Here is a 12,824-nt window from a genome sequence, read left to right on the forward strand (position 1 = left end):
CCCTATGGTGAACAAAGATATCAAGGAACAGATACATCAGAGACGTCAGAATCAATAGAGTGATTGTATGCAGGAGAATGATACCATATTCAAACAATTGTATGAAAAATGCGAACTCGCGACGATTATTTATAATGACCATGATCACATCCTTGACATAAATCCTGCTGCTCTTGCCTTGTTCAATATTGCATCAGTTACAAAATCCACTGAGCAGTTCATATCAGGTCTCCTGAATATACCAGATGATATAGTAAACCGGGTGAAATCAGGTGAGACCATTACCTATTCGAAAAAAATCGTCCTTGATGAATCTGATTCTCATGCCTTTTCTCAAAATATTACTAATCCGGTTCTTTTTGTTGACATATCCTGCATTCCATTTATCCAAACCGGCGGACAGATTTCAGCATATTATGTTCAGGTGACAGATCACACCGCCCGTCATCTGGCTCAGGAAGAACTGAGAAAAACCCATGAGCAATTTATTCTTGCAATAGATAGTTCCAGAATAGGAATTTGGGAATGGGATATTCAAACTGGCGCGACCATTTTCAATGACCGATGGGCTGAAATCGTCGGATATACCCTTGAAGAACTGACCCCTACGACCATTCACACCTGGGAGATGCTGACTCATCCTGATGACCTAACGGTTGCTCAGGAGGCAATTCAAAAGCATTTTTCAGGAAAAACTGACTACTATGAGACTGTTTTCAGAATGAAACACAAAGATGGATCAATTGTTCATGTCCATGACCGGGGAAAAGTTACTGAATGGGATGCGAATGGTAATCCAATTAAAATGGCCGGGACTCATAGCGATATCACTTATCAAAAGAATTTGTTATATGAGTTAAAAGAAAAAACCGAAGAACTCGAGCAGTTCTTTCATGTGACCGTTGAGATGCTCTGTATTGCGAACACCGACGGATATTTCCTCCGGCTTAATCCTGCCTGGGAACATGTTCTTGGATGGAGCAAGGATGAACTGTTGGCTAAAAAATTTCTGGATTATGTTCATCCGGAGGATCTTGAATCCACGTATCAGGCGATATCCCAGTTAGCACAGCAAAATACCGTCATAAATTTTGTTAACCGGTATCAATGCAGGGATGGAACCTATCGCTGGATTGAATGGCGGTCAGCACCTGTAGGAAATCTGATTTATGGTGCTGCCCAGGATATTACTGACCGGAAAATTACCGAAACACGGTTGGTCAGAAAGAAAAATATTCTTGATGCCATAAGTTATGCAGCAATGAACCTCATGTCGTCTCTTCGTGATGACACTATTGAGAATGTGCTTTCAAAAATCGGGCAGGCTGTGGAGGTTTCACGGTCATATATTTTTACTCATTCATATGGACCGGATGGAGCATCCTTGATTCATTACCAATATGAATGGACCGATGAGGGAATCACTACCCAAAAGAATAATTCAGCTCTCCAGAATCTTGACTGGAGAAATCAGGGATATGAACGATGGGCTATGGCTCTCATGAACGGGGAAACCATCTCAGGAACGGTTATGGATTTTCCACCAGAAGAACAGCAGCTTCTCGTTGAACAGGAGATAAAATCCCTTGCTGTTGTTCCCATCTTCTCCCACGATGATTTCCATGGATTTATCGGATTTGATGATTGTGTCCATGATCATGAATGGAGCCAGGTTGAACTTGAGACACTTGAAGCAGCTGCAGGACTTCTCGGAGCTTCTTTTGGGAGAAAAAAAGCAGATGAAGAGGTTGAGATCCGAGATAACAATCTCCAGACCTTTTTTAATACCATAGATGACTTTCTGTTTGTTTTAACCCCGGAAGGACTGATAGCCCAGGTGAATGATACCGTTATCCGCCGTCTGAAATATACCCAGGAAGAATTGATTGGACAGTCGATTCTTATGGTTCATCCTTCATCCAGGCACCATGATGCCAGGCACCTTATTGAGGAGATGTTAGCCGGAACATGTGACTTCTGCCCAATTCCTCTGATAACCAAGGATGGGATGTTAATTCCGGTTGAAACACGGGTTGTCTCGGGAATCTGGAATGGTCATCCGGCTTTATTTGGCGTCTCAAAAGATATCTCTGAATTAACGCTGTCTGAAGAGAAGTTTTCAAAGGCCTTTGAGGCAAGTGGATCCCTGATGGCAATATCAACCGTTGAAGGGAGGTATATTGACGTAAATAAAACATTTCTGGATACTCTTGGATATACACGGGAGGAGACGATTGGGAAGTTGTCATCGGATCTTGATATATTTGTTCGTTCTGATGAAAGAAGCAATATCTGGGATGAAATCAGAGAAATGGGAAGTATTCGAAACAAACATGTCATGATAAAAACCAAAACAAATATGCTTTTAACCGGAATATTAGCCGCAGATATCATTTATATCCAGGAAACAGAAGCACTTTTAACCGTTGTAAATGATGTTACTGAAATTATCAGGTTAAGTGATGCCCTGCTTCAGGCAAATAAAAAATTAAACCTCTTATCCTCAGTAACCCGGCATGATCTCCTCAACCAGGTTCAGGCCCTCTTTTTTGTTGAAGAGTTTCTTGATAAGGAAATGGCCCAGGATTCTCCTGCACGTGAAAGGCTTGAATTGCTCAGAAAAGTGGTTGATACCATACACCGGCAGATTCTCTTCACAAAGGACTACCAGGATCTGGGTATTGCTGCCCCAACATGGAGCCATGTTGAATCGGTTATCAAAAAGGAAAAAGAGAACAAAATCTTTTCAAATGTCCTGATTGAAGTCAGCACGGGAACACTGGAAATATTTACCGATCCGATGTTTTCAAAAGTATGTTATAATCTCTTGGAAAATGCTCTGAGACATGGTGGAACTGTCACAAAGATCACGATTTCATTTACAGAAACCGAATACGGCGGGTGTTTGGTGTTTGAAGATGATGGGTGTGGTGTTCCGGTTGCAGATAAGAAAAAGATATTCAATCGTGGATTTGGTAAAAATACCGGACTCGGGCTGTTTCTCACCGCAGAAATTTTATCAATTACCGGAATGACTATACAAGAGACTGGAGAAGAGGGCAAAGGGGCACGGTTTGAGATCTCGGTACCACAAAACGGATATCGGATGGATTCTTAAAAGAGGGCGATTTATTCTGACCTTTTTCAAAAAGAATCGTAATCCATGTGATTATAAGCAAAAAATGAAATGATATTTATCTCACGATCTTTGTGATCGGTATCTCCAGAATATCCTCTGCTCCAGCTGCTTTCAGCTGAGGTATCAGGGTGTTTACCTTACTTTTCAACACCACTGTTTCCAGGCTGAAATAGTCGATACCATGGAGTTTTGCAACCGTCGGTTTCTTTAATGCCGGTAGGGCTGCAACGATGGTCTCAAGTGAAGCTGCAGGGACATTCATCGAGATAAGAACCTTGTTTCGTGCGTCTATGACCCCCATGAGGAGCGTTACAATCTCTTCTATCTCCTTTCTCTTGACCGGATCTTCAAAACTGCTATGATTTGCGATAATAGTCGTATATGATTCCATAATCTGCCCGATTATCTTCAGTCCATTCTTTCGAAGGGTTGTCCCTGTTTCGGTCAGATCCACCACAACATCCATAAGATCAGGAACCTTGGCTTCACTTGCACCATAGGACGGGAAGAGCCGGACGGGGATTTTGAGTTCTTCAAAAAATTCTTTTGTTAATTTCGGGTATTCGGTGGTAATCCGGCTGTCAGGGCGAATTTCGCTGACCATGGAGATGGGCTCACTCTGGTGGACTGCCACGACAATTTTGACAATACCCGGCCCTGTTTTGCTGTAATTGAGCTTTGCTACCTCTTTTACCTGTGCTCCTGACTCATGAATCCAGTCCAGGCCAGAAATACCCATATCGAAGTATCCCATCTCAATATAGGTCGGTATCTCCTGGGGCCGTAATATCTTTACTTTTCCTATCCGTGCATCATTGATCTGGGGATTATAATCACGGTCAGTTCTCCTGACCTCAAGATCGGCTTCTTTAAAAAGTTGCAGGGTCTGTTCTTCAAGACTGCCTTTTGGGAGTGCAATGTTAATCATAGAACAATAGAAGGAGAGGTATCAATTAAACCCTGACGGTTTGATTCTGCATTGTCTATTCTCTGAAGAAACAGCTGAGAGGCGATGAGAAATATTTTTGCATCGACAGTAAATTTGTCAATGCCATTTCGTTCTCTTCTCTCCGGATATCGGTCGGATATGAAAAATAATGAGATGTTATCCGGGAATGGTCGGTGATGATAGATCTTTAATCAATAGGCACTTATTATATCATTGAATGCATAATTATTCTACATTGAAGTGGTGTTTATATGAACATTAATATCGGGAGACCATATGAAGAGGCGATCCGGAGGATCATTGATAAGGGGTATGCGGGGAATCAGACCGAGGTAATTCGACAGGCAATTCTGGCATATGAAAAGATGCTCGAGGAAGAAGAGATGATGCTTGTTCACAGGGGCGTCTCTATTGAGATGGAGGAGATATTGGCTGGCAGCACCCCTCTCTCCTCTCTTGAGGATATGAAGAAGCTTCTGAAGAAGTGATCATAATGGAGATTGTATTTGCAGCATCTGCATCCAGGGAGTTTGAACGACTCCCACGCGATCTCCAAATCCTCTTCCTATCACATTTTGAGAAGATCCAGTCTCTGCCACCCCGCCGTCACTTGAAATATGGCATCCCATTCCATGTAGAGAAGGTGACACGGCAGGCACGGATAATCTATGAGATCCGGGAAGAAACGCTGTATATCCTCCATTGCTTTGAAGATCATAAGGACTATGAGCATTGGTATAATTCATACCGATGATTGTTCTGAAAATTCGTCTATCGAAGAGGCAGGTGTTTTGTCATCTGATCAAACCCCCAAATATTGGAATGAGAACCGGAATGATTTGGTAAATTGATGTAATATATGGGGGCATTTAAGGTTTTTTCAATTGACGGCGTTTTGGTGAATCTCGGGAGACATAAGGACTTAAATAGGTATTTGTGAGAGTAAACCAGATGTTATCCGGGAATGGTCGGTTAAAGATACGTGGCCTTTTATGCCTTGTATTAAAAAATGAACAGATTTAAACCTCATCTCATCATACTGTACGAGTATACTTCATTTCTTTACAAATGGGAGATGGAAACGATAACATGATTACGATTAATTTTGACGAAAAGGGATTAGTACCGGTAATTGCCCAGGACAATACGACAAAGGATGTACTGATGCTTGCATATGCCAACAAAGAGGCTATTGACCTGACTCAGTCAACCGGATTTGCCCATTATTACAGCAGGAGCAGAAAGAAACTCTGGAAGAAGGGAGAGGAATCAGGACACCTCCAGAAAGTTCATGAAATTCTGGTTGATTGTGATGAAGATGCAGTCATCTACCTGGTGGATCAGCTTACAGCAGCATGTCACACCGGATACCGGTCATGCTTTTACCGAAGGCTTGATGGGACCGTTTCCGGAGAACGGATGTTTGATCCTGATGAGGTTTACAAGAAAAAAGAATAAAACTTCAGAACGATTGGTGAATATAAGGGGTTATCAGCATCGCTCCTCTTTTTTTATGAATTTATGGCCTGCTTCGGCGATACATCTCATCCAATGAGGTAGTATTCCAGATATGGACCTTGTTAGATGCAATCCCGGATTCTTGGGTAAATGTTTTTGCAATGACCAGATAGTGCTTATCACGAAATTCAGGATGGTATGAAAGAAAAACGTTACTTTTTACCAGAAGATTTGCAAATACTTTTTCTGCATTCACCTTTTCCTGCCATTTCACCTCACAAAATAGAACATCTGTATCACTGAAGGCGATAAGATCAATCTCATGCTCTTTCATCCACCACCGTGAGCAGGAATGGAACCTGAAGGGAAGCAGCCCGAATTCATTAAACTTCCATAACAGATCCTCTATGCACCCCTCAAATTTTCTTCCGATATATGCCTGAAGAGTTGGTTTTACCTCCTGAACACAAAGGGATCTTCCATTACCCATTTCAATTGATTTCACATAAGGATAGACGTATCTGAACCAGAATGCAAAATAATTGTCAGATAAGAGATATTGTCCTTTTTTACTCTTTAATGGTTCTCCTGCAGGAATCTCCCTGATTATGAGCTGGAGGTTCATGAGTACCTGGAGATATTTCGAGACGGTAGACCGTTCTAATCCTGTCATCTGGGATATTTTTGATGGCGTTGTATTTCCTTCTGCAATTGAACGAAGGATTGAGAAATAATATCGGGGTTCTGATACCTCTGACATGAGAATAAATTCTGTATCCCGGAATAGTATCGAGTCTTCTGACAGAATTCTGGAGATAATATTCTCATAAATGTCTTTATTCTTTTCCGCTTTGAATATATATGCCGGGGTTCCCCCAAATACTGCATAATGCTTTACTGCTGTGTTAAAGTCTGGAAAATGCTCCAGAATATCCGTGAATCGTAATGGTTTTATGAGATATTGTCCGGTTCTTCTTCCAAACAGAGGACTTTCGTATCTCATGGTCATTTCTTCCATCATACTGATTGAGGAACCACATACTATCAGGAACAGGTGTGAATCCTTAAGCCATGTGTCCCAATGGTACTGAATTACTGACAATAGGGAAGGATCCTCATTCACCAGGTATGGGAACTCATCACATGCAATGATTACCCGTTTGTTTTTATATGACCTGATATAGGAGAAAATGGCATCCCAGTCCGGAAAAACCACAGATGAGAGATGCGTATCCCCAAAAAATGCGGTAAGTTCTGAGGAAAATTCTTTCAGTTGTAACCCTTTTGTCTCTTCTCGTGCGAGAATTCGAACACCGGTGTTTTTTATGATAAACTGGTCGATTAGTTCAGATTTGCCAACACGTCTTCGTCCATATACAATAATGAACTCTGCATTATTGTCATCAAACCGTTGCTGAAGTGATGTGAGTTCAGCCTCACGGTTAAGAAACATATCGTATACTACAGGCTCGAAGATAATAAATATGTTACTTAAAAGTATGTTACTCCGGAGTAACTTACTTTGGAGTATCATGTTTTAAGTAATGGTTTGTTGATGATATGTTTGATAAACGATCTTTAACCCGGCAAAAAACTTGAGGATAGCCAATAGTCTCAATATATTGCTGATATTTATGTTACGGTAACTATTCAGCCATACGAAAAAAACACCTATGAGGCGGAGCCTCATGTGATAATTTTTTGAAGTAAGATAGGTGAAATCAATGTAAAAAAAGTGTGTACCTAAATTTTTTAAAAAGGTATTCCTCCTCTTTCAAGCAGGAAAATTATATTTTCTAGGAAAATCAATAGGATTTTAATTATGACAGCAGATTTTTCCAAAAAGAGGATTGACGAGTTGATCTCTGCTCTGCTTTACATGGACCGTCTTGCTGTCAGGGAAATCCTCTCAAAATCCACAGAAAATGAGGACAAACTTCATGTTATTGATGCAATAATCGTTCCTGCTCTGGAAGAAATCGGAAGAAGATGGGAGGAAGGGACTCTTGCGATTTCTCAAGTATATATGGCAGGAATAATAATTGAAGAAGCAATTGGGGGATTGTTTCCTCATAATGATTTGCCGGGTGGAGCAAAAGGAAAAATTGCAACGGTGGTACTTGAAGATTATCACATGCTGGGAGAGCGAATCGTTTCAGTATTTCTTATTGGTGCCGGTTATTCACCAATTCGATATGGCAGAAGAGATGTTGCTGAGCTCCTGTCTCTCATTAAAAAAGATGAAATAAAATACCTATTTATATCTACCCTGATGCTTCCGTCAGCGTTAAAAATTCGGGAAATATCACCCCAGATATCTTCTGAGGGGGTAAAAATTATCGTAGGGGGAGCACCATTCCGGTTTGATCCGGACCTTGGCAGAGAAGTGGGAGCAGACCGTGTATGTCTGACAGCATCAGACGCAATCACCGCCCTCAGGGAATTGGAGGGTATATCATGACAATGACTTCATTAGAGAGAATTCTGACAACAATCAGTCATACAGAACCGGACAGGGTTCCTCTCATCCTCAACCCTACCATGCATCCGGCAAGGGATATGGGCATATCCCTGAAAAAATATTTTACATCTTCAGAATTGGTAGCTCAGGGGCTTATTTCAATCCATGAAAAATTCGGGACTGATGCATATATCGGATTTCATTATACTCCGGTTGAATACGAAGCATTTGGCGGAGATGTAATATTCAGGGATGACGGACCGCCAAATAGTGGTAGGCCGATAATTAGAGAGGGGAAAGATATCGATTCCCTGACCGCTCCGGTAGTCAAAGAGACAGATTGCCTCCAGATGGTTCTGGATATGATAAAGACCCTGAAAAAAGATTCTCCGGATGATGCTCCCATTTTTGGTGTCGCTATATCCCCTCTTTCACTCCCTGTTATGCAGATGGGATTTGAAAATTATATTAAACTCATATACTCTGATGAAACCCGGTTTAACCAGCTCATTGAAGTAAATAAACAATTTTTCCTGGACTGGGCAACCGCACAAATGGATGCCGGAGCTAATGGAATCATCTATTATGACCCGGTCTCATCTCCGACCATTATTCCCCCGGAATTATACCGGAAAACAGGCCTTTTAATAGCAAAGGAACTGATTCCTAAAGTCCCCGGACCAGTAGTGACAGGGTTTGCTTCAGCCCGGACTCTTGCTATCCTGGATAACGTCATTTCCACGGGAACAGCAGGTGTAGCGGTCTGGGGCGGTGAAAATGAAAACCTTTCAGAGATTAAACAAAAATGTGCCGGGAAGGTGACCGTTATTGGTAACCTCAATGGCATAGAGATGAGACACTGGAGTCGGGAAAAAGCATTTTCAGTTGTAAAAAAGGTAATTTCAGATGCAGCTCCAGGTGGAGGTTTCATCCTGAGTGATAATCACGGAGAAATTCCTTTGCAGGTTCCGGATGAAGTGCTCTATGCCATCCGTGATGCAACATATGAATACGGGAGGTATCCGATTTCTGTCTAGTAAAAAGGAGGGTGAACTCTGTCTCTTTTTCTGTGAGACATTACAAAAAGAGATCACATACATATATGGGAGCCTTTCTGTCCCGAAAGGAACAAAGCTGTTTTTTTATCCACATTTTTGTACTGCAGGAAAAAGTAAAATTGATTATTTAAAGACGTACTTCTCGGCATATGTAAATCCGGAAAATAGCGGATTATTATTCGGCGATGTAGCAATTTCAAAAAGAGACATCCTTCCTTCAAATATCATCCATACCGGTCCGGATACCTGTCATGCCCTGGTTGCCCCTGTTGAACTCATACATGATTTTGCTAAAAAGGGGAGTTATTTTATCTTTCCCGGATGGCTTTTAAATTGGGAGGAATATGTAACCGGGATGGGATTTGATCCATCTATCCCAACTACTTTTTTTTCTTCGAGTTTGAATGGAATTACCCTTTTAGATACTGGTGTTATCCCCATACCTGAAGATATTATCAGATCATTTGAGACCTTTGCCGGATTGCATTTAACGATTCTCAAAACAGGTACTTCATACCTGACAGCGATAATTGAAGCTGCAATCTGCAAATGGAGAATGAAACAAATCAAGGATTCAAGTACCATAGAGGATCAATCTGTCCTCCAATCCTCTGCTACCCAGATGGCAGTAATGGCACTTATCAGTGAGATTGCATCGGTAAGTGAAGAACCGGAGGTAATATCCCGGATTTTTATCATGATTCAATCTCTTTTTGCACCTGAAAAAATTGAATATATTCCCTATTTTTCTACAGGGCCTGGAGAGATCAGTATTTTTCCTTCCGGGGAAAAGATTTCGGAATATAAATCGCTCTTAATCGGATTTGAAAGGGATTATTATCTCCTTGACAATAATGAGGGATTTGTGGTTTCTCTCCATCATAAAAAAACTACACTCGGTATTTTAGGTATATTTGGTGTTTCTGTTCCGGACAGGATACGGGAATATCTTAACCTCACTCTTTCCATGACCTCTTTCCTCGGTCTTGCCATAAATAACTCCCGGTTGTGGGGAGAGATTCAAAAAATCACAAGTGAATTAGAGGCAGCAAATGATAAACTGAGAGATAATAACGAAGAACTTCTATCCTTAACTCATGAGCTTCAAGGCTCAAATCACGAACTTATCAAGAGTCAGAAAGAACTCGCAGATAGTGAAGAGTTTATCAAAACAATTGTAAACTCTGCTAATATCGGAATCATGGTGCTCGATAAAGATGCCCGGGTTTTATTTTATAATCCTGAAATGGAACGCATTTTCGGACTAAAAGGTGAACCGATGAAAGGGAACGTGGTCTTTGAATTTTTCCCTTATTTAGATAAAAACGGACCATTTCCCTATTTTTTTGATGCCATATCCGGAGAAAAGATAGTAGCACCAGACCTTGAATTTCATCTTCCATCCAGAGATTATTGTACCTGGATTTCAAGTATTTTTGTACCGGTTTATGATAAAGAAAATTCCATCATTGGGGTCACGAATTATGTTTTTGATATCACCGAGCGAAAAAAGTCAGAAAAAGAATTAATGAGGGCTTATGAAGCACTCAAAGTATCTCAGAACAAACTGGCAATCCTAAGTAGTGTGACCAGACATGATATCCTCAATAAAGTCATGGTCATCTATGGATATAGTGAGATACTCCTTGCTGCTACTTCAAATGAAATAGAAGAAAAAAGTCTGAAAAATATCCTTACCGCAGGAAATGATATCAAAAATCTGATCTCCTTTACTAAAGAATATCAGGAACTCGGTGTGCAGAACCCTATCTGGATTCAGATCGGGGAAGTGATGAGCAGACCATCGATAAAGTCTGTGCTGAATGGTATTGAACTTTTATTGCTGGATATTCCTATAGAAATTTATGTGGATCCCATGTTTGAGAAAGTAATGTATAATCTCATTGATAATTCACACAGGCATGGTCAGAACGTTTCAAAAATTACAATATCCGCCCGGCAATCAGGCGATGATTATCTAATAGAATATGTTGATAATGGTGTAGGGGTCCCAAATGAGGAAAAAATGGTAATATTTAAACAAGGCCATGGGAAGAATACCGGAATGGGATTATTTTTAATCAGGGAAATACTGGATATTACGAAAATATTAATACGTGAATGTGGCCTTCCCGGGGAGGGAGTCAGGTTTGAAATGGTTGTTCCAAAAGATAGTTGGAGAAAAATATCTCAAGAATAACAGGACTAACTTACGATAAAGTGTCACCTAAAGGGGTCTGAAAAGAGAGTTCTTCAAGATTCTGCGTTAATAAAAACTAATCACATTCACCCTGATAATGTGGGCTGTCTCTTCGTTGTAATAAGACAAAAATAATATCTTTCTCTTCCAATACTGGATATGAACCGGACTATTCCCGGAACTCTGGGTCTTATTTTTGGAACCATAGCCATTCTGATTGGAATATTTGCATTCTTACCTATATCCTATTATCTGGCCGGGGGATATCTCCTCATCTGTCTCATTGCAGGATTGCTTATAGTCAGAGTCTTTTGTGCTTCCTGTCCCATTAAGAGAACATGTGTTCATATCATCCCCGGTTATCTGGCAACGTTCTGGAACCAGTCAACTGGACCATATTCTTCCAGGACCATTATTCTGACCGGGATTTTGTTTGCGATAATCATTCTCATACCCCAGATTGTTCTTATCACATCGCTGTATCTGTTTGTTATATTCTGGATATGTATCGTTACTGCTGCTATGAGCAGTTATCTTGTTCTATGTCCCGGATGTGGCAACCAGTATTGTCCTTTCAGAAGAGAAATTCCTAAACAATAATGAATTCGGTTTTAATGTTTTTACCGGGATGAACAAGATGGTAAGGATCTTTATGTGAATATCGTGTCCCAAAAAGAGATTAAAATAATTAGTATGGAAAATTTACACTGTTACTTTTTCACCAGTAAATGGTCCATCATTCGAACAACTATGCCAAATTCCTTTTGTTCCTGAAAAAGATGACCACCCTTCATGAAATACTACCATAAATTGTCCAAAGGTCGCCTGATTAGGATTCTTATCAAATACGGCATCATCCGGCCCCCACGATCCAGTCCAGACTGGTCCATTCAATGTTCCACCAATGACATATCCATTATCAAATGTCCCGTTTATATACGGGAGTTCATTTGCTTTATCAGAAAAAGACAGGTTGATATCTCCCATACTTGTTTTGTACGTTCCTTCAGGATTTCCCGAACTATATGCAGTACGGTTATAGGTTATTGGTTCATATTCCGCCGAATAGGCCAGATTAAAATCATGAATTGTATCTCCTTTATCAAGAGAATTTTCCAAAATCACGTAATATGGGATATTTGCAGAACTATTAATGAGATATTTCGTTACTATGTTCAGAGGAACACCATTTGAAAAACTCAAACCCTTTACTTCATTTCCAAACTGGTACATATCCTGTCCGACACTCGAAATATCGGCAATCGGTCCGTTTTCATTAACTGGAGAGAATTCAATCCTGATCGGAAGAAGATCATCCTTCGGAGCCCAATATGGCTCTATTATTTCGGTTGATGTGAGAACTCCAATCCCCGCAGGAATATTCATAGTACCGGCACGGGAGATCAGATCATCAGTTGCATACGGGTTTGGTTTAATATTTTGATCAAAGGAGATTAAAGATTCCGCAAAAACTCCATGCATTGTTAATAAAACCAGACCAATAATAATTCCAATAGAGTACAACGTTTTCATATGACATCCTCCAGAAGGAATGTAGG

11 protein-coding genes are annotated in these 12,824 nt (G+C 40.6%); 8 read left to right on the forward strand and 3 right to left on the reverse strand.

The window, feature by feature from the left end; all coding sequences use genetic code 11:
* Positions 1–67: 67 nt before the first annotated feature.
* On the forward strand, positions 68–3,118 hold the full coding sequence (locus tag KSK55_RS12655; protein WP_218607136.1) for a PAS domain S-box protein: 3,051 nt from the start codon (positions 68–70) through the stop codon (positions 3,116–3,118).
* A gap of 76 nt (positions 3,119–3,194) precedes the next feature.
* On the opposite strand, the gene hisG is transcribed toward KSK55_RS12655, so the two are convergent.
* Positions 3,195–4,067 carry an ATP phosphoribosyltransferase gene (gene hisG, locus KSK55_RS12660; RefSeq protein WP_218607137.1) on the reverse strand — a complete coding sequence of 291 codons (873 nt, stop codon included), beginning with the start codon at positions 4,065–4,067 and terminating at the stop codon, positions 3,195–3,197.
* A 272-nt stretch (positions 4,068–4,339) separates the two neighbouring features.
* Here hisG and KSK55_RS12665 point away from each other — a divergent pair, with 272 nt between their 5' ends.
* From KSK55_RS12665 to hisI, 3 genes are all read left to right on the forward strand, one after another.
* Positions 4,340–4,576 carry a hypothetical protein gene (locus KSK55_RS12665; RefSeq protein ID WP_218607138.1) on the forward strand — a complete coding sequence of 79 codons (237 nt, stop codon included), beginning with the start codon at positions 4,340–4,342 and terminating at the stop codon, positions 4,574–4,576.
* Between the two features lie 5 nt (positions 4,577–4,581).
* Positions 4,582–4,842 carry a type II toxin-antitoxin system RelE family toxin gene (locus tag KSK55_RS12670; RefSeq protein WP_218607139.1) on the forward strand — a complete coding sequence of 87 codons (261 nt, stop codon included), beginning with the start codon at positions 4,582–4,584 and terminating at the stop codon, positions 4,840–4,842.
* A gap of 338 nt (positions 4,843–5,180) precedes the next feature.
* Positions 5,181–5,546 (forward strand): phosphoribosyl-AMP cyclohydrolase, encoded by a 366-nt coding sequence (gene hisI / locus KSK55_RS12675; RefSeq protein WP_218608947.1) that lies wholly within the window; start codon positions 5,181–5,183, stop codon positions 5,544–5,546.
* 61 nt (positions 5,547–5,607) lie between these two features.
* On the opposite strand, the gene KSK55_RS12680 is transcribed toward hisI, so the two are convergent.
* Positions 5,608–6,999, reverse strand: coding sequence for an ATP-binding protein (locus tag KSK55_RS12680; RefSeq protein WP_218607140.1), 1,392 nt, complete (start codon positions 6,997–6,999; stop codon positions 5,608–5,610).
* A 369-nt stretch (positions 7,000–7,368) separates the two neighbouring features.
* Between KSK55_RS12680 and KSK55_RS12685 the strand changes: the two genes are divergently transcribed.
* The 4 genes from KSK55_RS12685 (at position 7,369) to KSK55_RS12700 (ending at position 11,865) form a co-directional block, all read left to right on the forward strand.
* Positions 7,369–8,007 (forward strand): cobalamin B12-binding domain-containing protein, encoded by a 639-nt coding sequence (locus KSK55_RS12685; protein WP_218607141.1) that lies wholly within the window; start codon positions 7,369–7,371, stop codon positions 8,005–8,007.
* Positions 8,004–9,044 carry a uroporphyrinogen decarboxylase family protein gene (locus tag KSK55_RS12690; protein ID WP_218607142.1) on the forward strand — a complete coding sequence of 347 codons (1,041 nt, stop codon included), beginning with the start codon at positions 8,004–8,006 and terminating at the stop codon, positions 9,042–9,044. The genes KSK55_RS12685 and KSK55_RS12690 overlap by 4 nt, the downstream gene beginning before the upstream one ends.
* Entirely contained in the window at positions 9,013–11,265 is a 2,253-nt protein-coding gene (locus tag KSK55_RS12695) for a PAS domain S-box protein (protein WP_218607143.1), read from the forward strand. The genes KSK55_RS12690 and KSK55_RS12695 overlap by 32 nt, the downstream gene beginning before the upstream one ends.
* Before the next feature lie 159 nt (positions 11,266–11,424).
* Positions 11,425–11,865 (forward strand): hypothetical protein, encoded by a 441-nt coding sequence (locus KSK55_RS12700; RefSeq protein ID WP_218607144.1) that lies wholly within the window; start codon positions 11,425–11,427, stop codon positions 11,863–11,865.
* 102 nt (positions 11,866–11,967) lie between these two features.
* Here KSK55_RS12700 and KSK55_RS12705 read toward each other — a convergent pair whose 3' ends face one another.
* On the reverse strand, positions 11,968–12,798 hold the full coding sequence (locus tag KSK55_RS12705; protein ID WP_218607145.1) for a hypothetical protein: 831 nt from the start codon (positions 12,796–12,798) through the stop codon (positions 11,968–11,970).
* Positions 12,799–12,824: the final 26 nt, after the last annotated feature.

Origin of the sequence: Methanospirillum hungatei (assembly GCF_019263745.1) — an archaeon.
Classification (GTDB): Archaea; Halobacteriota; Methanomicrobia; order Methanomicrobiales; family Methanospirillaceae; genus Methanospirillum; species Methanospirillum purgamenti.

Excerpts from the sequence above, each read along its gene's own strand:
- KSK55_RS12655 (WP_218607136.1), top strand. The coding sequence starts at position 68 with ATGCAGGAGAATGATACCATATTCAAACAATTGTATGAAAAATGCGAA.
- hisG (WP_218607137.1), bottom strand. The coding sequence starts at position 4,067 with ATGATTAACATTGCACTCCCAAAAGGCAGTCTTGAAGAACAGACCCTG.
- KSK55_RS12665 (WP_218607138.1), top strand. The coding sequence starts at position 4,340 with ATGAACATTAATATCGGGAGACCATATGAAGAGGCGATCCGGAGGATC.
- KSK55_RS12670 (WP_218607139.1), top strand. The coding sequence starts at position 4,582 with ATGGAGATTGTATTTGCAGCATCTGCATCCAGGGAGTTTGAACGACTC.
- KSK55_RS12680 (WP_218607140.1), bottom strand. The coding sequence starts at position 6,999 with ATGTTTCTTAACCGTGAGGCTGAACTCACATCACTTCAGCAACGGTTT.
- KSK55_RS12685 (WP_218607141.1), top strand. The coding sequence starts at position 7,369 with ATGACAGCAGATTTTTCCAAAAAGAGGATTGACGAGTTGATCTCTGCT.
- KSK55_RS12690 (WP_218607142.1), top strand. The coding sequence starts at position 8,004 with ATGACAATGACTTCATTAGAGAGAATTCTGACAACAATCAGTCATACA.
- KSK55_RS12695 (WP_218607143.1), top strand. The coding sequence starts at position 9,013 with ATGAATACGGGAGGTATCCGATTTCTGTCTAGTAAAAAGGAGGGTGAA.
- KSK55_RS12700 (WP_218607144.1), top strand. The coding sequence starts at position 11,425 with ATGAACCGGACTATTCCCGGAACTCTGGGTCTTATTTTTGGAACCATA.
- KSK55_RS12705 (WP_218607145.1), bottom strand. The coding sequence starts at position 12,798 with ATGAAAACGTTGTACTCTATTGGAATTATTATTGGTCTGGTTTTATTA.